Annotated in this window: 21 protein-coding genes; 14 read left to right on the top strand and 7 right to left on the bottom strand. The window is 52.6% G+C overall.

Annotated features, from left to right (window positions below; genetic code table 11):
• Positions 1-227: 227 nt before the first annotated feature.
• Positions 228-1670: an aminotransferase-like domain-containing protein gene (locus AC0VXT_RS10870; RefSeq protein ID WP_475545451.1), complete on the bottom strand. Its 1443-nt coding sequence runs from the start codon at positions 1668-1670 to the stop codon at positions 228-230.
• Between the two features lie 79 nt (positions 1671-1749).
• On the opposite strand from AC0VXT_RS10870, the gene AC0VXT_RS10865 reads away from it, so the two are divergent.
• The 12 genes from AC0VXT_RS10865 to AC0VXT_RS10810 all read left to right on the top strand — a co-directional run bounded on the left by AC0VXT_RS10865 (position 1750) and on the right by AC0VXT_RS10810 (position 14456).
• Positions 1750-2034: a DUF1127 domain-containing protein gene (locus AC0VXT_RS10865; RefSeq protein WP_417823785.1), complete on the top strand. Its 285-nt coding sequence runs from the start codon at positions 1750-1752 to the stop codon at positions 2032-2034.
• Positions 2035-2151: 117 nt separating this feature from the next.
• Complete coding sequence (locus AC0VXT_RS10860) at positions 2152-3117, top strand: threonine dehydratase (protein WP_475545450.1); 966 nt, start codon at positions 2152-2154, stop codon at positions 3115-3117.
• A complete protein-coding gene (locus AC0VXT_RS10855) occupies positions 3117-4550 on the top strand; it encodes a pyridoxal phosphate-dependent decarboxylase family protein (RefSeq protein WP_475545449.1) in 1434 nt (477 codons plus the stop codon). Before AC0VXT_RS10860 ends, AC0VXT_RS10855 begins: the two co-directional genes overlap by 1 nt.
• Positions 4551-4611: 61 nt before the next feature.
• On the top strand, positions 4612-5436 hold the full coding sequence (locus AC0VXT_RS10850; RefSeq protein WP_475545448.1) for a PhzF family phenazine biosynthesis protein: 825 nt from the start codon (positions 4612-4614) through the stop codon (positions 5434-5436).
• 273 nt (positions 5437-5709) lie between these two features.
• A complete protein-coding gene (locus AC0VXT_RS10845; protein ID WP_475545447.1) occupies positions 5710-7581 on the top strand; it encodes an SLC13 family permease in 1872 nt (623 codons plus the stop codon).
• A gap of 175 nt (positions 7582-7756) precedes the next feature.
• Positions 7757-8938, top strand: a complete 1182-nt coding sequence (locus AC0VXT_RS10840) for a phosphoserine transaminase (RefSeq protein ID WP_475545446.1) — start codon at positions 7757-7759, stop codon at positions 8936-8938.
• 154 nt (positions 8939-9092) lie between these two features.
• Complete coding sequence (locus AC0VXT_RS10835; RefSeq protein WP_475545445.1) at positions 9093-9338, top strand: ATP phosphoribosyltransferase regulatory subunit; 246 nt, start codon at positions 9093-9095, stop codon at positions 9336-9338.
• Between the two features lie 7 nt (positions 9339-9345).
• Positions 9346-10260 (top strand): ATP phosphoribosyltransferase regulatory subunit, encoded by a 915-nt coding sequence (locus AC0VXT_RS10830; protein WP_475545444.1) that lies wholly within the window; start codon positions 9346-9348, stop codon positions 10258-10260.
• Positions 10261-10295: 35 nt separating this feature from the next.
• On the top strand, positions 10296-11591 hold the full coding sequence (locus AC0VXT_RS10825; RefSeq protein ID WP_022730609.1) for an adenylosuccinate synthase: 1296 nt from the start codon (positions 10296-10298) through the stop codon (positions 11589-11591).
• A 250-nt stretch (positions 11592-11841) separates the two neighbouring features.
• Complete coding sequence (locus tag AC0VXT_RS10820) at positions 11842-12552, top strand: hypothetical protein (protein WP_475545443.1); 711 nt, start codon at positions 11842-11844, stop codon at positions 12550-12552.
• A complete protein-coding gene (locus tag AC0VXT_RS10815) occupies positions 12513-13973 on the top strand; it encodes a serine/threonine-protein kinase (RefSeq protein WP_475545442.1) in 1461 nt (486 codons plus the stop codon). Before AC0VXT_RS10820 ends, AC0VXT_RS10815 begins: the two co-directional genes overlap by 40 nt.
• A gap of 9 nt (positions 13974-13982) precedes the next feature.
• Positions 13983-14456 carry a hypothetical protein gene (locus tag AC0VXT_RS10810; protein ID WP_102785018.1) on the top strand — a complete coding sequence of 158 codons (474 nt, stop codon included), beginning with the start codon at positions 13983-13985 and terminating at the stop codon, positions 14454-14456.
• Between the two features lie 12 nt (positions 14457-14468).
• On the opposite strand, the gene AC0VXT_RS10805 is transcribed toward AC0VXT_RS10810, so the two are convergent.
• The 3 genes from AC0VXT_RS10805 to AC0VXT_RS10795 all read right to left on the bottom strand — a co-directional run bounded on the left by AC0VXT_RS10805 (position 14469) and on the right by AC0VXT_RS10795 (position 17621).
• Positions 14469-15429 (bottom strand): IS630 family transposase gene (locus tag AC0VXT_RS10805; RefSeq protein ID WP_475545441.1). Its coding sequence is split into 2 segments (ribosomal slippage): positions 14469-15083 and positions 15085-15429, totalling 960 coding nucleotides; the frame shifts between segments, so codons are not numbered across the junction.
• 215 nt (positions 15430-15644) lie between these two features.
• Complete coding sequence (gene rpoH, locus AC0VXT_RS10800; RefSeq protein WP_101300170.1) at positions 15645-16511, bottom strand: RNA polymerase sigma factor RpoH; 867 nt, start codon at positions 16509-16511, stop codon at positions 15645-15647.
• A 111-nt stretch (positions 16512-16622) separates the two neighbouring features.
• Positions 16623-17621 (bottom strand): RluA family pseudouridine synthase, encoded by a 999-nt coding sequence (locus AC0VXT_RS10795; protein WP_475545440.1) that lies wholly within the window; start codon positions 17619-17621, stop codon positions 16623-16625.
• Between the two features lie 291 nt (positions 17622-17912).
• On the opposite strand from AC0VXT_RS10795, the gene AC0VXT_RS10790 reads away from it, so the two are divergent.
• Both AC0VXT_RS10790 and AC0VXT_RS10785 read left to right on the top strand, forming a co-directional pair.
• Positions 17913-18299: a hypothetical protein gene (locus AC0VXT_RS10790; protein ID WP_475545439.1), complete on the top strand. Its 387-nt coding sequence runs from the start codon at positions 17913-17915 to the stop codon at positions 18297-18299.
• 35 nt (positions 18300-18334) lie between these two features.
• Entirely contained in the window at positions 18335-18829 is a 495-nt protein-coding gene (locus AC0VXT_RS10785) for a M67 family metallopeptidase (protein ID WP_475545438.1), read from the top strand.
• Positions 18830-18880: 51 nt separating this feature from the next.
• Here AC0VXT_RS10785 and AC0VXT_RS10780 read toward each other — a convergent pair whose 3' ends face one another.
• The 3 genes from AC0VXT_RS10780 to AC0VXT_RS10770 all read right to left on the bottom strand — a co-directional run bounded on the left by AC0VXT_RS10780 (position 18881) and on the right by AC0VXT_RS10770 (position 21953).
• Positions 18881-19975 carry an HD-GYP domain-containing protein gene (locus AC0VXT_RS10780; protein ID WP_475545437.1) on the bottom strand — a complete coding sequence of 365 codons (1095 nt, stop codon included), beginning with the start codon at positions 19973-19975 and terminating at the stop codon, positions 18881-18883.
• A gap of 89 nt (positions 19976-20064) precedes the next feature.
• On the bottom strand, positions 20065-21093 hold the full coding sequence (locus tag AC0VXT_RS10775) for a quaternary amine ABC transporter ATP-binding protein (protein ID WP_475545436.1): 1029 nt from the start codon (positions 21091-21093) through the stop codon (positions 20065-20067).
• A complete protein-coding gene (locus AC0VXT_RS10770) occupies positions 21093-21953 on the bottom strand; it encodes an ABC transporter permease (protein WP_475545435.1) in 861 nt (286 codons plus the stop codon). The genes AC0VXT_RS10775 and AC0VXT_RS10770 overlap by 1 nt, the downstream gene beginning before the upstream one ends.
• Positions 21954-21962 lie beyond the last annotated feature (9 nt).

Here is a 21962-nt window from a genome sequence, read left to right as displayed (position 1 = left end):
AAGGTAATAAATGGCGACGGGCTTTTAGGCCGTGCAGCATATCTTGGAAGCAACGCAATACAGTGGTCAAGCGCTGCTTGGAGAAATTGTTGTTATCACAACAAAAATCATCGCCCCAAAGATCGCGGCGATTAAAAGAAAGACCAAAACAACAAGCTTTAAGTGCGTGATAGCGGGGGCGCGGTGCGCCCGAAGGTTCACGCCACGCAACACCGCATCAGGTCACATTACATGACAACTGAATTGCCAAAATCGCTACTTTTAAGTAGCCGGTCGATTGTTTGAACCCCACGACGAAGCCGCTCAACCGACTTTTCGGCCCCAAAGCACAGGCGAAGCCCACGCGGGACCGGGCCGACAGCAAATTGCTGTGCGGCGGTTAACAACACACCGCTGTTGGCGGCGTTCATAACCAGCTCGCCGGGGTCAATGTGGTCAGGAAGGTCAAGCCAGATGTGATAATTCGTCGGGTGCGACCGGATGTCGTATCCTTTGAGTGTACCAAGGATTATCGCAAGACGTTTGGCCGCTTCTTCACGGTGCCATGCTTCAAATTGTTGCAGGCTGCCATCCATGATCATCCGCGACACCAGTTCAAGGTTGATGGTTGAAACCATCCAGCAGGTTGCGCGGATGGCACTTGCCAGCTTGCCGATGAGTTCGCCGGGTGCATGGATATAACCAACGCGCAATCCGCCACCGATGCTTTTGGATACACCATCCAGGTAGATGCTGCGTTCTGGTGCAAAGCATGAAAGCGGGGGCGGGGCGTTCGGATCAAGGAAGTGGTAAATGCCGTCTTCGATCAAGGTCAGATCGTATTTGCGCAAGATTTCGGCGATATCAATGCGACGTTGCTGGCTCATGGTGCTGCACAACGGATTGTGAAGAGTTGGCATCAGATAGATAGCGCGCGGACTGTGTGTGCGGCACAGGTTTTCCAAAACATCCGGGATGATGCCATCGTCATCCATTGCAACACCGCGCAGACGAAATTGCAGCAAATTGGCAAGGCTGCGCAAGTTCGGATAGGTCATCTCTTCACAGAGAACCAGGTCGCCGGGACGAATGGTTGCCAGCAACGATACGGTCATGCCGTGTTGCACGCCTGCAGTCGGAACAACGCGTTCGGGGTTGTCGTCCAGCCCAAGTCGCCCAGCCGCAGCCGCAAGTGCCTTGCGCTGATGGGCCATGCCATATTCCGACTTGTAGGTAACCATGTCGTCAAGCGGCATGGTTTGGGCAATTTCAAGTAACGTATTGCGCAAGTGATCATTCTGCGGCGGCAGAGGACAATTCATCCGAAAATTGATTGGTCCGGTGTTTTCAACTTCGACTTCCGGCGTGCCATGGCGCATCGGGCCGATGTTGTTGGTAAATGACGGTGGTAGCGGCGCTGTTGCCGCCATGTCGAGTTGGGCCTGAATGTTATCAAGAACATATGTGCCGCGTCCGACTTCCCCGGCAACAAGCCCAATCCTTTCTGCTTCCCGATACGATCGGGTGATGGTCCCGACTGTAACGCCCAGATGATAGGCGAGGTCACGGTGTGTGGGTAAGCGTTCGCCCGGCTTTAACGTGCCGTCATCGACCGCCGTGCGGATGGCCTGTGCGATCTGTCGATAAACAGGACCGCCGGCATCTTTAAGGTTTGGAAACCATATTGTCATGGTGACAATGTTTAAATTGACACAATGACAATGTCAATGACAAAACAATATCGAGACAATTACCCGATAGGAGATGGATATGGTAAATTGTAACGATACAATTCGGATTTCCAATATCGGGGTCGATGATCGCAATGTGATGAACGGCCCCACAACGGTAAAGACCGTAACTTGGCGTTCAGCGATGATTGGCACTGCCATCTCCGTTGTCGAGAAGTTCCGCCATTTACAAGAACGTGCACGTGATCGTAAGGCTTTGCAAAACCTTGATGATCATTTGCTTAAGGACATCGGGATGACGCGTGCCGAACTTGATCGGCAGCTGTCGCAGTCACACTGGACCAATTTCCCCCCGCGCGGTTAGCCACTGCCGCGTTGAACGGAGACACCATGCTCCCGGTGTCTCCGTTTCGGTCCGGTTTCGATGTGCTTTGCGTGCACATGTGTTGATATTCTTCTTGTTATGGATTGAAGGGGTACAATGCCTTTGTTTAATGTGACCGAATTACGTGATGCGGCGGAATTTGTGCATCAGCATGTTGCGCCAACCCCAACGATACGTTGGCCGCTTCTGGATCGTGCAACGGGATTGTCGCTGTATGTGAAGCATGAAAATCACACCAAACTGGGGGCCTTTAAGGTCCGTGGTGGTTTGACATTCTGCCGATATCTGGGGAACTCCGTTGATGTGAACCGCGGGGTGATCAGTGCAACACGTGGCAATCATGGACAAAGCATTGCACACGCTGCCAGCCGGTTTGGCATGGCTGCGACGATTGTTGTCCCGCATGGAAATTCGGTTGAGAAAAATGCCGCCATGCGCGCGTGGGGGGCCGAGGTCATCGAACACGGTGAGGATTTTCAGGAAGCTGCTGAATTTGCCGCCAAGCATGCCACGAACGAAGACCTTGTAATGATCCCACCCTTTCATCGCGAACTTGTTCGCGGTGTGGCGACCTATGGACTTGAACTGTTCGATGCTGTTTCGGGGCTTGATCGCGTTTATGTGCCAGTCGGGATGGGGTCGGGGATTTGTTCGCTGATTACGGCGCGTGATGCCCTTGGCCTTGAGACCGAAATCATCGGTGTTGTCGCCAGCGGCGCGGATGCAATTGCCCAGTCGTTTAAGGCCGGTAAGGTTGTTGAAACGGCGGCTGCGCGTACCTTTGCCGATGGGGTGGCATGTCGCAGTCCGAATCCGACTGCCCTTGATATCATCCTAAAGGGGGCGGCGGATATTGTAACGGTCGATGAAGAACAAATTCGTGACGCCATGCGACTTTATTTCAGTTCGTGTCACACAGTCGCAGAAGGTGCTGGTGCAGTACCGCTGGCCGCGGCCATTGCCGGGCGCGACGACAATATCGGCAAAAAAGTCGCCGTCATTTTGACCGGCGCGAACATTGATCGGGCTGAATATGCCCGAATTCTAGCAGGAGATATCTGATGAACCGCGTCGAAAACCGTGCTGAAAGCAGCCCCACTGCCGATACAGCACGTCATCTGATGTTTGATGACCTTGAAAAGCTTGGCCGTATCCTTGTGCAAACAGGGGACGTCGCGCACAGCTTTGTTCAAGGCGCGGATGACATGGATGCGACATGCCGCGACTTTTCTGCATTTGACCCTTCGCGCCCACTACCGCAGAAAGGTCGCGGCACACTCGATGCGTTGCGCGCAGTGCAGGATGAAATTCTGCCGCTGCTCGCCGCCTCAATTGGTCCAAGATATCTTGGCTTTGTGACCGGCGGTACGACGCCAGCAGCCCTTGTCGGCGATTGGCTTGCCGGGGCCATTGATCAAAATGCCACCGGACCAGAAGGATCAGTAAATGCCGCTGTCGAAGAACAGGTCATCAATTGGTTGTGCGAAATCGCCCACCTGCCAGCAAAGAAATTTGATGGCGTTTTAACAACCGGGGCGACGGTATCAAACCTTTTGGGGTTGGTCGCAGGTCGCCAATGGTGTGGTGAAAAAGTTGGTGTCGATATTGACGCGGACGGTGCGGGTGCTTTGCCCGATTTGGAGATTTTTGCCGCCAGCCCGCACGCCAGCATGGTCAAGGACCTTTCGATTGCTGGGATTGGACGGAACAACTTTACCAAGGTTGCGACCCTTTCCGGAACAGAGCAAACCGACGTTAATGACCTTAAAGCCAAGCTTGCTGCCAGCGGTGCACGCGGTAAAATCGTGATTGCCTCGTCCGGGACGGTTAATGCGACGGACTTTGATGATTTGACTGTCATTGCAGATCTTTGTGCAGCCTATGGCGCATGGCTGCATGTTGATGCCGCATTTGGAATGTTTGCCGCCCTTGATGATCGGAGGTCACACCTTTTGGCGGGCCTTGATCGGGCAGACTCGATTACGTCTGATGGGCATAAATGGTTGAATGTCCCCTATGATTGCGGAATTTTCCTGACCCGTCATATAGGTGTTTTGGAAAAATGCTGCCGGGCGTTTGCGCCGTATCTCGACACCAAGGCCGAAGGCAACATGTATATCAACCGCGGGGTGGAAAATTCGCGTCGGTTCCGAGCCTTGCCGCTTTGGGTGTCGATGCAGGCCTATGGCCGCGAAGGATTTGCCGGGATCATTCGTGCAAACTGTGACCAGGCAGCCGATCTTGCCGCGTGGGTTCGAACCCATGAAAAGCTTGAACTGCTTGCCGAGCCAAAATTGAATGTCACAATGTTTACCAGTCTTGGATCAGATGATGACAATCGTGCCTTGCTTGAACGGATCAATGCAAGTGGCAAACTGTTCCTTACACCAACGGTATATGGCGGGCGGTTTGGGTTCCGCGCAGCATTTAGCAATTGGCGGACGCAGGACCATGATCTTGTCATTATCAAGCAGGCAATTGACGCTGTGTTGTAATGCTGTGGTGTTATAATAGGCTGCTATGTATCGGAAAACATTACTGTTTCAGGAAGTGACGATGACGACCAAGAATTTGCCCATCTATCAGATTGATGCCTTTAGCGACGTTTTGTTTGCCGGTAATCCGGCGGCTGTTGTGCCGCTGTTGACATGGTTGCCTGATGACGTGCTTCAGAAAATCGCAATGGAAAACAATCTGTCGGAAACGGCGTTTTTCGTGCCGGTTACGGCAGGGGGAGCAGATTTTCACATTCGCTGGTTCACTCCGACAGTTGAAGTTCCGCTGTGCGGGCATGCGACCCTTGCGAGCACCTATGTGATTTTTAATCAGCTGGGCTTTGAAGGCGACATTGTCCGCTTTCAAAGCAAAAGCGGCATTCTGACTGCCCGCCGTTATTTAGATGCCATTGTTCTGGACTTCCCAAAACAGCCGATTGTGCCAGAAACAATCGCAGATGATGTGATTGCGGCCCTTGGTGGCGATACGCCGGTGGAAACATTTGGCGTGGCAAGTCGCGATACTGATCTTGTTGCGGTTTATGACGATGCGGCGATTGTTCGTTCGATGACGCCCGATATGTCACTCTTGGCCAAGCTTGCGGATCGTGGGGTTATCGTGACGGCACCGGGGGACAAGACCGGGCTTGATATGATTTCACGCTATTTCGTACCGGCCATTGGCATCAACGAAGACCCGGTGACGGGATACATGCACTGTGTTGTCGCGCCGTATTGGGCAGACAAGCTCGGTCAGGACGATGTTGTCGGTTATCAGGCATCCGCACGTGGTGGTGTCGTTGCCTGCAAGGTGGTTGGTGATCGGGTGCATCTTACGGGGGAGGCTGTGCTGTACCTGAAAGGTGAAATCACCGTTCCAGCCTGATTGGTTGATAATGTCGAATATGAATTTCGCGAAACGGGCATCTGTGAGGGTGCCCGTTTTTTGATGCGGATATCGTGAGGATTTACCTGTATTTTGGTAATCGTGCGACTACCGATTAATCCGCATTGCGCTGGTTTCGGTTTGTTTTTTATTGACCACGGTATGGGGCTTTCGTCTAAGTAATGGGAAAATACGATGATTGCGGCAGGGCCAGACGGGAAAATCCACTGGTCTGAAACCGCATGGGTTTGCAATAGCAGGGGAAGATAGATCGTGATCGAAAGTGTTGTCGCCAGTTCTGCAACACCAATGCAGATGTGGGTGGTTCTGGCACTTGTTGCTGGGTCGCTTGTTCTGTATGGGCTGGAGCGTATTTCGCTCGAGCTGACCAGCATGGCGCTGATCGCGACCCTGTTGTTGTTCTTCAACTTCTTCCCGCTTGCCGATGCCAATGGTGACAACATGATGGGGGCGGCAACCATCATGTCCGGCTTTGCCAATCCGGCATTGTTGACAGTGCTGTCGTTGCTCGTGGTCGGGCAGGGCATGGTTCTGACCGGTGGGGTAAGTTATATCGCCGGTCTCATTACCGAACATGGCGGCAAGCAGCCCGCTGTGGCCATCTTTATCGGCTTGTTCGTTGTGATGTTGATGTCGGCATTCCTGAATAATACCCCGGTTGTCGTTATCTTTATCCCGATCATTCAGGCGCTGTCCGAGCGTATTCAGCGATCGCCAAGTGCGCTTATGATACCGCTATCCTACGCGGCCATCCTTGGCGGGATGACCACCCTGATTGGCTCATCAACCAACCTTTTGGTGTCGAGTTCGTTGATTGAACTGGGCATGCCGCCGCTTGAATTCTTTGAGTTCACCGTCATCGGCAGTGTGTTGGCTCTGGTCGGCTTTGCCTATGTTTTGTTCGTTGCGCCGCGGCTTTTGCCTGCACTGGCCTCCATGAGCAGCAAGCTTGCCAATCCTGATAGCAGCGGCAAACAATTTATTGCCCAAATCACGGTCGGTCCTGCCTCGCAAATGATCGGAACGCGTCCGGTTGCCGGGTTCTTTAAAAACTTGCCCAACATCACCATCCAAATGATTGTGCGCCGCGAACATGCCGACTTGCCACCATTCGAAGATGACATGGAAATTCAGGCAGGTGACGTTCTAGTGGTGGCCGCCACGCGCAAGGCCCTTACAGAAGCGCTGCAAAAGGATCCCGGTTTGCTGCATGCTGATGCCGCAGCGGTCAGTGATAGTGGCGAGGACACACCGCAAAAGTTGACCCAGCTTCTGGCCGAGGTCATGTTGCCGCCTGGTTCGCGCCTGATTGGTTTTAACCTTGAGCAGATCGGTTTCCGGTATCAGTACAAATGCCTTGTTTTGGGCATTCAGCGCCGGTCGCGTATGATCCGCACCCAGATGACAGAAATCCGGCTTGAGGCCGGTGACGTCTTGCTGGTGCAGGGCCGTTCCGAAGATGTCGAAGCACTTCGCACAATCCGTGATGTGGTGTTGCTGGAATGGTCAACACGTGCCTTGCCCCGTCCGTTCCACGCCCGTCGTGCGGCAACGATTTTCCTGACTGTGATTGCCTTGGCGGCGACGGGAATTGTCCCGATCATGATTTCAAGCTTCATCGGAGCGGGATTAATGATTGCGTCAGGCGCGCTTAACCTGCGTCAGGCATCGCGTGCGATTGATCGCAAGATTGTTTTGATGGTTGCCGCCGCCCTTGCGCTTGGCAATGCCTTGCAAATGACCGGTGGTGCGGAATTTGTTGCTGATCAGTTGCTTGCCGCTACGCGTGGTGCACCGGCCCCTGTGATCTTGTCATTGTTCTTCCTGATCGTTGCAGCCTTTACCAATGTGTTGTCAAACAATGCCTGTGCGGTGTTGTTTACCCCGATTGGAATCGGTATGGCACAGCAACTTGGCGTGCCCCCGCATGTGTTTGCGATTGCCGTGGTAATGGCTGCAAACTGTTCGTTTGCATCCCCGGTTGGCTATCAGACCAACCTGCTTGTCATGGGGCCGGGGCATTATCGCTTTATCGACTTCCTTAAGGCCGGGACGCCCTTGATTATACTGCTTTGGGTGACCTTCAGCCTGTTTGCGCCCTGGTACTACGGTATCCCGTTTTGATCTGGGGTTTCACGCAATAGCAATCCCCAATGACTACCCGGGGCAGCCATGCAAATTTGGCTGGCCCGTTTGTGGTGATGGCGTTTGACTTTTGCCTTCGTCTCAATAGGATCAGCCCCGTAATTTGATCTGAATTAATTCATCCAGATCGTTCTTCTTGCTCAGGAATATGCCGATGGCCCAGAATGCTGCGAACGCCAAGCCCGTCCTTCGTCCTGCCAGTCCGAACTTTTCATCGGGTCCGTGTAAAAAGCGTCCCGGTTGGTCCGCAGATGCGCTTGAGACAACCGTGCTCGGTCGTTCACATCGTTCGAAGCTGGGTAAACAACGCATGGAAGAGGTCATTGACCGTTCACGCGCAATCCTGAATCTTCCTGATGATTATTTGCTCGGCGTTGTGCCCGCGTCCGATACCGGGGCGGTGGAAATGGCGCTTTGGTCGATGCTTGGCGCGCGCGATGTGGATATGCTGGCGTGGGAAAGCTTTGGCGCGACATGGGTCACCGATGTGATCAAGCAACTGAAGCTTGAGGATGTCCGAACTCTTGAGGCCGATTACGGCACGTTGCCCGATCTCAATACAGTTGATTTTGACCGCGACGTGGTTTTCACCTGGAACGGAACGACCGCTGGGGTACGTGTGCCCAATGGTGACTGGATTGCCGATGATCGCAAAGGGTTGACCATTTGCGATGCGACGTCAGCGATTTTTGCCATGGAACTGCCGTGGGATAAACTCGATGTTGTGACCTATAGCTGGCAGAAAGTTCTGGGCGGTGAGGGTGGTCATGGTGTGATCATCTTGAGCCCGCGTGCCGTCGCGCGTCTTGAAAGTCATGTGCCAGCCTGGCCAATGCCAAAAGTTTTCCGCATGACCAAGGGCGGGAAACTGATTGATGGCATCTTCCGGGGCGAAACCATCAATACCCCGTCGATGCTTGTGGTCGAAGACGCGATTGATGCCTTGAAATGGGCTGAGGACATTGGTGGACTTGATGGTCTTTTGAAACGGACTCGGGCAAACCGTGCGCATCTTGACGCATGGTTGGCGACCAGCGACTGGGCCGCAGACCTGGCAGCGGACCCGGAAACGGCGTCAAACACGTCAATGTGCATCAAAATCGTCGATCCGTGGGCGTTGTCATTGTCTGATGACCAGCAGGCAGCCTTGCCCAAGCGCATTTCACAGATTTTGGAAGCCGAAGACATCGCAATGGACATCAATGGCTATCGCGATGCGCCCCCGGGCTTGCGAATTTGGGGTGGGGCAACGGTTGAACCCGACGATGTAAAGGCTCTTTTGCCATGGCTTGATTGGGCATATTTGTCTGTAAAAGCTGAAATTCAGACTGGATAAGACCTATTTCGTACGTATTATTTGCGTTTTAGGACTTTTCCCCGTTGCCCTGTCCGGCACAAAGCGGTAGTAACCGCTACCGGATAGTGAGCCATGACCAAGATCAGGCTGCCATCAACTTGAATTTGCGCGCCCAGTCCGGAAAGCACACAAAATGACCGAACTCGCCAGGAAAGCACTTTTGCCCGCCGGCCTGCAGGATGTCCTGCCAGGAACCGCCGCACGGGAAGCTGAAATCCGTGAAAAGCTGATGGCCAGTTTGGCACATGCAGGCTATGACCGGGTTAAAACCCCGTTGGTCGAGTTCGAGGAAAGCCTTCTTGAAGGTGCCGCCCCCGAACTTTCCACCCAGACATTTCGCCTTATGGACCCCCGAATCGCGTCGCATGATGGGTGTTAGGTCCGATATGACCCCGCAGGTTGGTCGAATTGCTGCAACCCGATTGGTTGATGCGCCGCGTCCGCTGCGCCTGTCGTATTCGGGTGATGTTCTGCGGATCAAAGGATCGCATTTGCGTCCGGAACGTCAGTTCGCCCAGGTTGGCGCCGAACTGATTGGCGTATCAAGTGCCGCAGCCGATACCGAGATTGTTCTTTTGGCCCTCGAAGCCCTTGATCGCATCAATGTGCCATTTGTTTCGGTTGACCTCAATTTGCCGACTTTGCCCGTACGTCTGTTTGATGCCTTTGGCGTTAAGGGCGATCAGCGTGAGGCGCTCGTTGAGGCGCTTGAGCGTCGTGATGTCGCCGCCCTTAAGGGGATTGATGGCAAGGTGACAGATGTTCTGGTGGCGTTGCTTGAGGCAGCAGGCCCGGCCAAAACCGCATTGCCAAAACTTAAAAAACTCGAATTGCCGCTTGGTGCATCTGATGAGTTATATCGCCTGATTGATGTTGCCGAACGCGTTTTGGCATCCGGGCTTGATGCCGCGCTTACGATCGATCCGGTTGAAATGGCTGGTTTCCGATATCAGACCGGTGTCAGCTTTACCCTGTTTGCCAAAAACGTTCGCGGTGAGATCGGCCGGGGTGGTCGTTACCGCGCGGGTGGCACGGCGGGCGAAGCCGCAACCGGCATGTCGCTTTATATGGATAGTATTCTGCGTGGCTTGCCGGACGGTGACGCGATATCGCGGGTTTATCTGCCGCTTGGCACGCCGCAGCGCGAAGCACGTCAGCTGCGCCTTGATGGTCATTACACGGTTGCTGCCCTTGAAGGGGCGGCTGAGGCCAAAACAGAAGACGGCGCACGCATTGAAGCGCGCCGCATGGGCTGTGACTTTATTTACCTTGGCGGCCAAGTGATGCCGCTAAGCGCGTAACTTTACGAAATCTCTATCGCACAAGGAGTTTTGCGATGACCAATGTTGCCGTGATCGGATCCCAGTGGGGAGACGAAGGAAAAGGCAAGATCGTCGATTGGCTGTCAGAACGCGCCGACGTTGTTGTTCGTTTCCAGGGTGGTCATAACGCCGGTCATACTTTGGTGATCGACGGGACGACCTATAAGCTGAGCCTTCTGCCGTCTGGCATTGTGCGTCAGAACAAGCTTTCAGTGATTGGCAACGGTGTTGTTGTTGATCCGTGGGCATTACTGACCGAAATTGCGCGCCTGAAAGAACAGGGCGTGGATATTTCGCCGCAAAACCTGCGTGTGGCTGAAAATGCCTGCCTGATCCTGCCTCTGCATGGCAACCTTGATCGTGCCCGCGAAGCTGCGGCTTCGGGTGACAACAAGATCGGCACGACCGGTCGTGGGATCGGCCCGGCATACGAAGACCGCGTTGGTCGCCGTGCGATCCGTGTTGGTGATCTGGCCGATGAAGATCTGCTTGAAGCCAAGGTCGAAAACCTTCTGACCCATCACAATGCGCTTTTGCGCGGTTTGGGTCAGCCGGAAGTCGATGGCGCCGAGTTGCTGGCACAGCTTAAAGAAATCGCACCGAAAATCCTGCCGTTTTCTGACACGGTTTGGAAATCGCTGAACCAGTTCAAGGAAGCTGGGAAGCGTATCCTGTTTGAAGGTGCGCAAGGTACGATGCTTGATATCGATCACGGCACGTATCCGTTTGTGACTTCGTCAAACACTGTTTCCGGGCAGGCGGCGGCGGGTTCAGGCATGGGCCCATCGGGTGTCGGTTATGTTCTTGGAATCACCAAGGCCTACACCACGCGCGTTGGCGAAGGTCCGTTCCCATCCGAGCTGTTTGACGAACACGGTACGCGTCTTGGCGAACGTGGTCATGAGTTCGGTGTTGTGACCGGTCGTAAACGCCGCTGTGGCTGGTTTGATGCCGCACTTGTCCGTCAGTCGGTCAAGGTCAACGGCATTACCGGTATTGCGCTGACCAAGCTTGACGTTCTTGACGGGTTTGAAGAAATCAAGATCTGCACGGGCTATGACATTGATGGCACGATCTATGATCATTTGCCTGCAAACCAGCGTCTGCAGGCCAAAGCCAAACCAGTTTATGAAAGCATCGAAGGCTGGTCAGATACCACGATGGGCGCACGCAGCTGGGCCGACCTTCCGGCAGCGGCGATCAAATATGTCCGTCGTATTGAAGAGCTGATTGAAGCACCGGTTGCGTTGCTTTCGACCAGCCCGGAACGTGACGATACCATTCTGGTGCACGACCCGTTCAGCGGATAATATAAGATTTGTTTCATGCACTGCAAAAGCCACCAGTCTCGCTGGTGGCTTTTTTGCGTTCTAGATGAAAGACTTGCTGGCACGCTTTGCCATACCGACGGCTTATAACCGCTTGCTACGGTGTGATATCAGAAGTATCGTTTTATCAACCTTTTGAGGGTAGCGTATTGATAGTCCTGTCAGGCAGACATTTGGTTAATGCGATCCTGCCACTCAGGGAATGATACAGTCGGTAATGAATATCGGGACCATGGCAGAGCAAGCGGAAGACCAGAAACAGGACGTTTCAAATGACGCTGGGCAAAAACCAGAAATGGACAAGCCCGGCGGTGGTGCGCCTGTGGACGAAACCGCGGATGCCAAAGCCAATCCGGAAGAAGAAATTTCGACTGGCGGTAAAAATCTGGAAATCGGTAACTTCCGTGTCTTTACCGATTTGCGCTTACCGGAATTTGATATGGGCCATTGTAAGGCCTATGCCGCCGACAATCTGCGCCGGAGCGAGGGCAATGCATTTGCGCTTGTGACTGACCCGGTTTTGCCGACACGTTATGATTTGATCAAGTTTTTGTCTGGCGTTCATATGGCGGGCCAGATTGATCTTCTTGATAGTGCTATCGCCCATTGGCCGATTTTCGGGCGTAAAACCATGGTGCTTTTCTTTGAAAAGCCAAAGGGTGGCCACGTTATCGTTTCTTCTGGCAAGCAGCGCTCAATTAATGAACAAGACATCGCCGCATCGGTGGTCGAACCGCTGATGAATGTGCTTCAGGCACTTGGCGAGAAGGGGCTTACACACCGTGCGGTCAGGGCGACCAACCTTTTCTTTGGTGATCCGGAGGGGGGAAAGTCATTCTGGGGGATTGTGCTTCGGGTCCCCCTGGTTATGACCAACCATTGGTCTATGAAACGACTGCCCGCATGGCCGCAGATCCAGCAGGCCGTGGTGTCGGAACCTTGAGCGATGATCTTTATGCGCTGGGTATGACGCTTGCAGAATTGGCAATTGGACGCCGGCCATTGGCAAATATGACCGATCAGGAAATCATGGACATTAAATTGTCCAAGGGATCGTTCCAGGCTATCGCGTCACAAGAAAAACTCCCACTTATCATGATTGAACCGGTCCGTGGATTGCTGTGTGACGATCCCGAAGAACGTTGGGGCTTTGCCGAATTGCACGCATGGCTTGACGGGCGTCGTACCAAGCCGGTTCAGGGCAATACGGAAAAACGCGCTGCGCGATCACAAAATATTTCTGGCAAGGATTACTACACTGTGCGCGCCCTTGCCCAAGGGGTTGCCAAAAACTGGGTAAATGCCCTGACACCTTTGCGCGATGGCACGGTGGAAATCTGGTTGCGCCGGGGGCTTGGTGACAACGATCGGGCAAAGGCCATGGCCGATGCCATGCGCCAATTACAATGGGCCGGTGCGGATAAACGATCAGCCGAGGAAGTTCTTGTTGCCCGGTCGATCCTCATCCTCGATCCGAGCGGTCCTGTTCGTTACAAGGGCTTTTCGGCGATGGTCGATGGGTTTGGTAATATGCTGTCTTATGATGTGCAGCATGGCAGTGGCCCGCAGCGTTTTTCCGATGTTATTGTGCGCGATATTCCTGCTTTCTGGTTTGGCCGCCAGGAAGGTTACAGCCCTGAAGTTCAACGGCTTCAAAGTGCATATAAAAACCTGCGCTACTACATTCAGCAAAAAAGTGCCGGATATGGGTATGAAAGGTGCCTGTATTCGATGGTGCGGAACCAACATTGCCTAAGTCCGATGATCGAACAGGAATATGTTGTTGATATCGCGCAATTGTTGCCTGCGTTGGAAAAGGCTGCTGAAAATGTATCGGACGATGCATGGCCGGTAGACCGTCACATCGCTGCCTTTATCGCAACACGTCTTGAAGATGATGTTGAAGGCCAGTTGATGGCAATGCAAAACCCGTCTGACGAGGTTGAATATAGCCGTGCGATCATCAGTATGTTGGCGGTTGTTCAATGGCGTCACGGGCCGGACAATTTGCAGAACTTGTCGCACTGGGTCGCACGTCTGATGGAGCCTGCTGTGAAGGTCTTCCACAGCAAGGCACGTCGTGAACGTGTTGAAACCGAAATTCCGAAACTGGCGAAGCGCGGCAACCTTGTCGAACTTTACAACCTGATCAACGATGAACAGGAACGTCGTAAGGACCAGTCTGAGTTTGTCGAGGCGGTGGCGGAATATTCCGAAGCCGAAAGCGAGGTCTTTGACCTTAAATCCTCTGGCCCCGCGCGTCTTGAAATGGCCGAAAAAGTCGGGCAGCAGGCAGCTGCATTCGCATCAACCATGATCGCACTTCTGACAGTGTCCGCGCTGTTTTTGATGCATATCTTTTAAGGGACTGACATGGCAGCAAGAGGTAGAAAGCCCAAAGGACGCAGCGCATTTTCCGGCTTGTCGGTTATCGCATCAGCCGTTTTGTTGTTCATGGTTGCGTTACCGACGTTCATTACACTGACGGTGGGGCTATTGCCGTCCTTGGTCGCGTTCATCTTTGACCGCAGCCCGGGGCGCATGATGGCGCGTTGTGTGTTTGGGTTGAACTTTTCTGGTGTGGCACCCTATATTCTTGAGCTTTGGCAAGATGGTGCACAGACTGTCGGCGGGGCAACACAACAGATTTTCCAGCCACTTGCTCTTTCAATTATGTATGGTGCGGCTGGGTTGGGCTGGTTGCTGTATCTTGCGATGCCGCCAATTGTTGCAAATGTTCTGAACCTGTCGGCTCAGCGCAGGGTTGCCGAATTGCGCAAAAACCAACGCGGACTGATCAAAACCTGGGGCGATAGCCTGATCAAGGAAGTAGATCGGTCAGGCTAAAGCGTTTTGCTTTTAATATGGCACATATCCGGCAGCCCTGAAGAAGTTCCAGCATTCAATCTGTTGATAGAGGTCACAGATATTTCCGATTGCAGAGATGAGGTCTCCGTAGGTTCTGGCGCCTATCCGCCGGAGATGAGATTTCAGCTTTGAGAAGGCCAGTTCAATAGGATTGAGGTCGGGACTATAAGGCGGAAGGAAAAGAAACCAACAGCCTTGAGCTTTAAGGGTTGCAGCGGCACGCGGGCTTTTATGAGTACTGAGATTATCGAGAACAACGATGGTTCGCGGTTCGAGCAAGGGAGCAAGTTGAGTTTCAATGTAGGTATCAAATGCTGGACCATTCATCGCACCTTCTATGATCCAGGGCGCAATTAAAGCATCGCTGGTCAAGCCTGCGATAAACGTTTGCGTCCGCCATTTACCGAAGGGAGCCGGGCCATAGAGCCTCTCGCCGACGGGGGATCTGCCGCGCAACCGTGTCAGATTGGTTTTGACCGAGGTTTCGTCAATGAACACCAGTCGGTGCGGTTCATGTCGCATGCGAGGTTGGCGTCCGTTAATCCACAATCGCCTGTCTCTGACAATATCGGCACGTTCGCGCTCAATGGCGATCAGGCCTTTTTTTATATGAATAGTTGGCTCGTTTGAGGGCACGATGGATCGAGGAGAGGTGTACAGAAACGCCTTTATCCTCTCGCAACGCATCTGCCAACTCTTGCAAGGTGATATCTGGTTCGCTCTGAAGCCGCCCTATCATAAACGCCATATGTGCAGCCAGTTTTCCGACTGTACCAGGCATACGACCTTGTGGTTTTGGCCCGATCTTGCCGCCATCTCGAGAAGCAGCAGCAAAACGCACCGCTGTGCTCGGGGACACCCCAAAGACAACCGCCGCCGCCCGTGCCGAATGCCCCTGTTTCACGTAGCTTACAATCCGTTCGCGAAGATCCACTGAATAAGGTTTGCCCATCAAACACCTCCTACTGGAAGTGAATCACATAAAATCAAAAAGGGGAATACCCTCTCTGATTCCTATAAAAGACAAAACGCTTTAATTAAGCCTGCACGCAATCAAATCAACGATCAATCAAATCAACGATGTAACAAAAAAAAGACGGCGGACAATGTCCGCCGTAGTTTTGTTTGATGGAGGGACGCGTATCAGGAACTCAACCCGGGAAGGGTTCAGTGCGGAAGATCAGTGTGAATTGATTTACGGACTTTCTCAAACGCGCGAACTTCGATCTGACGGATGCGTTCGCGTGATATGCCATAAGCAACACTCAGGTTTTCCAGTGTTACCGGGCTTTCCAGCAAGCGGCGTTGTGTCAGAATGTCTCGTTCACGTTCATTGAGATGCGACATCGCACTTTTGAGCATATCCATACGCTGAAGGAACTCTTCGCGCTTGCCATATGTCGTTTCCTGATCTTCTTCGTTGCTTTCGAGCCAATCAAGCCATTCACCATCACCTTCAACACGTACCGGTGCATTTAGCGAATGATCAGGACCGGCAAGGCGACGGTTCATCATGATTACTTCGTCTTCGGTAACGCTCAGTTTGGTGGCGATGAATTCGACCTGCTCTGGCTGCAGATCACCTTCATCAATAGCCTGCATCTGGCTTTTGAGTTTGCGAAGATTGAAGAAGAGTTTTTTCTGAGCAGCAGTGGTGCCCATTTTGACGAGCGACCAGGAATGAAGGATGTATTCCTGAATGGCGGCACGGATCCACCACATCGCATATGTTGCAAGTCGGAAACCCTTATCCGGATCGAACCGTTTGACAGATTGAAGAAGACCGACATTGCCCTCAGAGATCAGCTCGTTGACGGGCAGGCCATATCCGCGATAGCTCATCGCGATTTTGGCCACCAGCCGCAAGTGGCTTGTAATCATGCGCCCTGCGGCGGCATCGTCATCGTGGTCTCGGAAATCACAGGCGTACTGCGTCTCTTGTTCCGGTGTTAGCATCGGGTAACGGCGAATACGCTGTAGATATACAGTCAAACCATCTTGAGAAACTGTTGGAAGTGCATTTCCCTGTTTCATTGAAGCCTCCCGTTATGCTTCGAAATGGTGCGGTTTATCCCCTGGCACCTTCCATCATGCTATACATGGGTATTAGGCTCCGTCAATGGTATTTAGACCATAAAGTCTAGCTCAACCTATCTTAATGGATAGGTTTAGGCTTTCAATAAGGGTTGTGAGGTCGTCGGGGAGCGGGGCTGTCGTCGAAATAAACGTACCTGTGTTTGGGTGCACAAACCCAAGGGTTCTGGCATGTAGGGCTTGTTTATTGAATGCGTTCAAAATTTCTTGCGTTTCGAAGTTGAACTTCTGTGAATGTTTATTTCTGCCGTAAACAGGATCACACACAAGTGAGTGTCCGATATGGCTCATATGAACGCGGATTTGGTGGGTTCTACCGGTCGCGAGGCGGCATTCAACCAGTGATGCCAGCAAGTCGTCGCGTTTTTGCAGTAATTTGTATCTGGTAAGTGCGTATTTCCCCCCAGATTTCAAGACCGTCATTTTCTTGCGGTTGCGCGGACTGCGCCCGATGTTTCCTTCGATTTCGCCGTCGCTTTTGGCCGGAACGCCCCACACAACCGCAAGGTATGCCCGGTCGATATTGTCTTTATCTTCGGAAAACAGGGTCGAAAGCCCACGGTGTGCAGCATCGTTCTTGGCAACCACCATCGCCCCGCTGGTGTCTTTATCAAGTCGATGGACAATCCCCGGGCGTCTAACCCCGCCAATCCCCGACAGACTGTCACCGCAATGCGCGAGCAGGGCATTTACCAGTGTACCGCTTTCATTGCCTGCGGCCGGATGGACGACCATGCCTGCAGGCTTGTTGATCACCAGAAGGTCATCGTCCTCATAAAGGACATCAAGCTTGATATCTTCGGCTTCGGGCAGGGCTGGCTCAGTAGGCGGGATCGTAAGGACGAATTTATCGCCGTCTTTGACCTTTCCCGACATTTTCAGAACGGTTTGATCATTTTGCAAAAGATGCCCGTCTTCAATCAACGACTTGATCCGGGAACGCGATTGTTCCGGCCATGCACCAGCCAGAACCTTGTCAAGGCGTGCACCTTCGTCCGCGGACGTGGCGGTATGTTCAAGGATCTCTGTACTCTGATCGGTTTCGTTCATCTGCCAAATGTGTGTTGTTATGCCATGCAAGGCGACATCGTTATGACGTCAGGGCAGGCGTGATACCTTTGTTTTGCAGGTTTTAGCGCGTCTGACGTGTAATGCAATCAAATGAAATGTGGTGAAAGACTTTTAATCATGCTTGATCCTCATCACAATCACGGATCAATCGCATTTTGGGAACTTGCAATTCGTTGACCATGGCGCTATGGCGTTGACATACGTTTTGCGTGATCGGTTTCACAAGGTCGAAAATGCAGCGATCACACAGTTTTATCGGTTGGAAATACGATGCGTATCGTTAAGGTTTTAGTTCTTTTTATGGGCGTGCTGATTGTTGTCGGCATTGGTCTGGTGGCCTATGGGCTGTCCCTTGACAAGAATGCAGATGATCCAAAAACGACATCGGTTTCCCCCGTAAACCCGTCTGTTCCTTTGGCGGGGGATGTTGTGTCATCAAATGCGGCACCAATTATGCCCTCTGCTTCGCTGTTTGCATTTGGCGATATTGCGGTTGATATAGCCCCCGGTGAGAAACTTATTGGCTATTCACGTCAGGGCAACGATGTGACCCTGCATATCGAGGGGGATCAGGGCAACGCTTCACGCCTTGTCATCGTATCGATTAGCCAGAAAAAGGTTCTGGGTCGTATCCTGCTTGGATCGTCGGCGCAGTAGACCGTCTTACGGGTCAATCAAAAGGAAAATAATGCATGGGGGATCGGGGCAGTGAAAAGAACCGGCAGAACCAGAACCGGGTTTACTTTTCTGCACGCCTGCATGGAGAAATTCGGGATCTTTGCGCCCTACATTGGCCCGAAGAAACTTGTGGCCTTCTGATTGCGTCAAACGCCGTTCCTGATCGCATTCAGCGCGTGGTCGTTGCCCGAAATGTTGCCGATGAACCGCAAAAGACCTTTGAAATTGATCCGCAAACCTTGATTGATACCCACCGGATCGTCAGGGAAACCGGCGAGGAAATTGTCGGCTGTTTCCATTCCCATCCGAACGGCAACGCCTTACCATCCAATACCGACCGGGATCGGGCCGATGAACACGCATTCTTGTGGTTGATCATCGCGACCAACCACACCGGCGCACTGGCCAGTGGCATGTATCGGATCTTGCATCAAAAAATGATCGATGCCGATAGTGGTGAAAACATCCGCTATTTCCAGCGCTGCAAACTGATTGAACAAGATATCTGATCAAGGAAACGCAGGCGATTTGATCGGTGCGCGCATGGGCGGGGGATCGTTCTAGGCTTTCAGCGCGCCAGAATTTTTCGCTTGTTCTGCCGGTTTCCAATGCTGGGTCATCACATGTGCAAGTGCACGAACAAGAGCCCGCTCGACTTTGCCGTCATCGGCCATCTTCATCAGAATGGAGGTGGATTTTTCGATGCTAAAAGGTGGCTTGTAGGACCGGTCTTCGAGTAAGGCGCCCATGATGTCACATATGGTTAAAATGCGCGTTAAATCGGGAATTTCGGGCGCAGACAGGCCATCGGGATAGCCACTGCCATTGAGATATTCATGATGATGCCGCACACCATGCAGGATCAACGGATCAATATTGCCCTGTGAGGACAATTTGTTGTAGCCATCCATCGGGTGACGCTTGACGATGTCAAACTCCTCAGCAGTCAGCTTTCCGGGTTTGTCGAGGATCTCCTCGGGTATCCAAACCTTGCCGATATCATGTAAGAGACCCGCTTGGGTCAGCTTGGCAATGTCTGAATTGCTCATGCCGGTGTTTTGCGCAAATGCACAGGCAATGCCGGTCACCAGCAGGATATGCTGGAATGTGGATTGGTGATAAACCCGGACTGTGCTGAGCCATTCTGAAATGCCGAGATCAGCAATAGAAGCCGCAATGTTCTTACCAGCTTCGCTTATTTTATCGATGTTGACCGGTGTGTCGTCTTTGGCCTCGTCAAAACTGTCCTGAATTGCTTGGGCACCGGCTTGTGCAGCGGTAATGGCTGTTTGCCCGGTCATGCCCAAGGCAACGCGGCGTTCTTCAATATGTTTGGCCAATACCTTTTCGGTGATTGGCTTGGTGATGGTCTTTCTGGCTCCCAACGCGGTTGCCTGTAGTTCGTCTTGCAGATCGTTTTTGCCAATGGCAAAGACCTGATCCGAACCACGTTGCGATACTTTGCGAAATTCGCGCAACCGGGCGACCATTTCAGGATTCCGAAGGTCAACATCTACCATCAAAATCATTGTGCTGCCCGGGATTGGCTTGTGTGGATCAAGCAAACGCACCCCGAACCCCATAAGCGCTGATGGCAACATATGGCGGTGTTCTTCGTCGCAGAGGACATGGATAATGTTCTGTCTGTCGTTCACCGCAGCCCGCTATTTAAAGTGTTATCTTTGTTATTCCTGTCGATTTATACCTGTATGAGTTAAAATTCAACTATAAGCATTTTTTCATGTTATCGAGACAATGCGGAAATAACTTGATCTCGGTCAATCAATCCCACCCGATTGTCATCTCGATCCATTACTGAAATGGTCTGTCCGGTTTTGAGCGATATGCTCACAATATCCTCAAGCCGTGTGTCGTCGCGAATGACAGGCGCATTACTATCATCCTCAGATAGATCTGACCCGGGTGTTAAACGCTGCATGACGCTTCGGGCCCGCAGCACACGCCCCCGGTTCACATCACGGGTAAAGTCTTGCACATAATCATCGGCGGGATGAAGGATGATTTCCTCAGGCCGTCCGACCTGCACCAGTTTACCGTCTTTCAAAATTGCGATCCGGTCGCCGAGTTTAAGTGCCTCATCCAGATCATGGGTAATAAACACAATGGTTTTATGAAGCTCTGCCTGCAGCTTCATCAACTCGTCTTGCATGTCGCTGCGAATAAGCGGATCAAGGGCCGAGAAAGCCTCGTCCATCAAAAGAACTTCCGGGTCGGTCGCAAGCGCGCGGGCAAGGCCGACACGCTGTTGCATGCCCCCTGAAAGCTGATCGGGGAATTTGGCTTCGTATCCGGCAAGTCCAACTCGCTCAATCCATTTTGATGCGGCGGCCTCACGAGATTTACGGTCTGTACCCTGAATTTCGAGGCCATAGGCAACGTTATCCATCACATTGCGATGGGGCAGTAGTCCAAACCGTTGAAACACCATGCCAAGCCGTTTGCGCCGAAACGCATTCAAGGCCGGAATATCCATCGCAAGGATATCTTCACCACCAAAAGAAACGCTTCCTGCCGTTGGGTCAATCAGGCGGTTTAAGTGTCGGATCAGGGTTGATTTCCCCGATCCGGAAAGACCCATGACGACAAAGGTTTCCCCCTGTTCAATCGACAGGGAAACATCATGCAGGCCAACCGTATGTCCTGTTTTGGCAAGGATTTCATCCTTATCAGAACCGGCCCTTGCCAGTTCAAGTGCACCTTTGGGATCAGGGCCAAAGATTTTGAAAATATTGCGGATTTCGATGTAGCTCATCACACGTCCTCCGCATGGCTGCGCTGTGATCGTTTGCCATAAGCCTGTCCGATCCGGTCAAACACAACCGCCAGCAACACAATCGCAATTCCGGCTTCCATGCCGGCCCCAACGTCCAAACGTTGAATGCCCATCAATACCTGCTCACCTAGACCACGCGCGCCAATCATCGATGCGATCACCACCATCGAAATCGACATCATTGTCGTCTGGTTGATGCCGGCCATGATATTGGGAAGGGCAAGCGGTAACTGCACGCCAAACAGGATTTGCTTGCGGCTGGCGCCAAAGGAACGTGATGCTTCGATCACTTCCTGATCAACAAGACGAATACCCAAATCCGTTAGGCGGATGACGGGTGGGGCGGCATAAATAACCGTGGCCAAAATGGCAGGAACCTTACCCAGCCCAAACAGCATCAGGGCAGGGATCAGATAGACAAAACTCGGCATGGTCTGCATTGTATCAAGCACGGGCAACATCACCGCCCGCAATCGGTTGGACATCGCCATCGCAATGCCGACCGGCACGCCAATAATCACCGAAAGCGAAGTGGCAACAATCATCAGGGCCAAGGTCTGCATTGCCTTATCCCACAGGCCAAGCATACCAATGGCAAACATCGCAATCACAAGTCCGGTCGCCAGTTTCCAGTTTTTCGACGCATGCCACGTGATCGCAGCAACCCCGATCAACACCACCCACCATGGTGCGCCGCGTAAGATTTTCTCCAGCGCGACCAAGATTGTCAGCAGACTGTCGGCAAATGCCTCAAACGCAGCCCCATAATTGATCACCAGCCAATCAACAAACTGATTAACCCACTTGCCCAAAGGCACATTCAACTGTTCAGGAAACATGATGGCGCT

It is taken from the genome of Thalassospira sp. Z349TD_5 (assembly GCF_056173045.1).
Note: the sequence above shows the minus strand (reverse complement) of the source record. Positions and strands in the feature narration are given on the sequence as shown.

Coding starts and splice junctions, on each gene's coding strand:
- AC0VXT_RS10870 (WP_475545451.1), bottom strand. CDS start 1,670: ATGACAATATGGTTTCCAAACCTTAAAGATGCCGGCGGTCCTGTTTAT.
- AC0VXT_RS10865 (WP_417823785.1), top strand. CDS start 1,750: ATGGTAAATTGTAACGATACAATTCGGATTTCCAATATCGGGGTCGAT.
- AC0VXT_RS10860 (WP_475545450.1), top strand. CDS start 2,152: ATGCCTTTGTTTAATGTGACCGAATTACGTGATGCGGCGGAATTTGTG.
- AC0VXT_RS10855 (WP_475545449.1), top strand. CDS start 3,117: ATGAACCGCGTCGAAAACCGTGCTGAAAGCAGCCCCACTGCCGATACA.
- AC0VXT_RS10850 (WP_475545448.1), top strand. CDS start 4,612: ATGACGACCAAGAATTTGCCCATCTATCAGATTGATGCCTTTAGCGAC.
- AC0VXT_RS10840 (WP_475545446.1), top strand. CDS start 7,757: ATGGCCCAGAATGCTGCGAACGCCAAGCCCGTCCTTCGTCCTGCCAGT.
- AC0VXT_RS10835 (WP_475545445.1), top strand. CDS start 9,093: ATGACCGAACTCGCCAGGAAAGCACTTTTGCCCGCCGGCCTGCAGGAT.
- AC0VXT_RS10830 (WP_475545444.1), top strand. CDS start 9,346: ATGACCCCGCAGGTTGGTCGAATTGCTGCAACCCGATTGGTTGATGCG.
- AC0VXT_RS10825 (WP_022730609.1), top strand. CDS start 10,296: ATGACCAATGTTGCCGTGATCGGATCCCAGTGGGGAGACGAAGGAAAA.
- AC0VXT_RS10820 (WP_475545443.1), top strand. CDS start 11,842: ATGGCAGAGCAAGCGGAAGACCAGAAACAGGACGTTTCAAATGACGCT.
- AC0VXT_RS10815 (WP_475545442.1), top strand. CDS start 12,513: ATGGCCGCAGATCCAGCAGGCCGTGGTGTCGGAACCTTGAGCGATGAT.
- AC0VXT_RS10810 (WP_102785018.1), top strand. CDS start 13,983: ATGGCAGCAAGAGGTAGAAAGCCCAAAGGACGCAGCGCATTTTCCGGC.
- rpoH (WP_101300170.1), bottom strand. CDS start 16,511: ATGAAACAGGGAAATGCACTTCCAACAGTTTCTCAAGATGGTTTGACT.
- AC0VXT_RS10795 (WP_475545440.1), bottom strand. CDS start 17,621: ATGAACGAAACCGATCAGAGTACAGAGATCCTTGAACATACCGCCACG.
- AC0VXT_RS10790 (WP_475545439.1), top strand. CDS start 17,913: ATGCGTATCGTTAAGGTTTTAGTTCTTTTTATGGGCGTGCTGATTGTT.
- AC0VXT_RS10785 (WP_475545438.1), top strand. CDS start 18,335: ATGGGGGATCGGGGCAGTGAAAAGAACCGGCAGAACCAGAACCGGGTT.
- AC0VXT_RS10775 (WP_475545436.1), bottom strand. CDS start 21,093: ATGAGCTACATCGAAATCCGCAATATTTTCAAAATCTTTGGCCCTGAT.
- AC0VXT_RS10770 (WP_475545435.1), bottom strand. CDS start 21,953: ATGTTTCCTGAACAGTTGAATGTGCCTTTGGGCAAGTGGGTTAATCAG.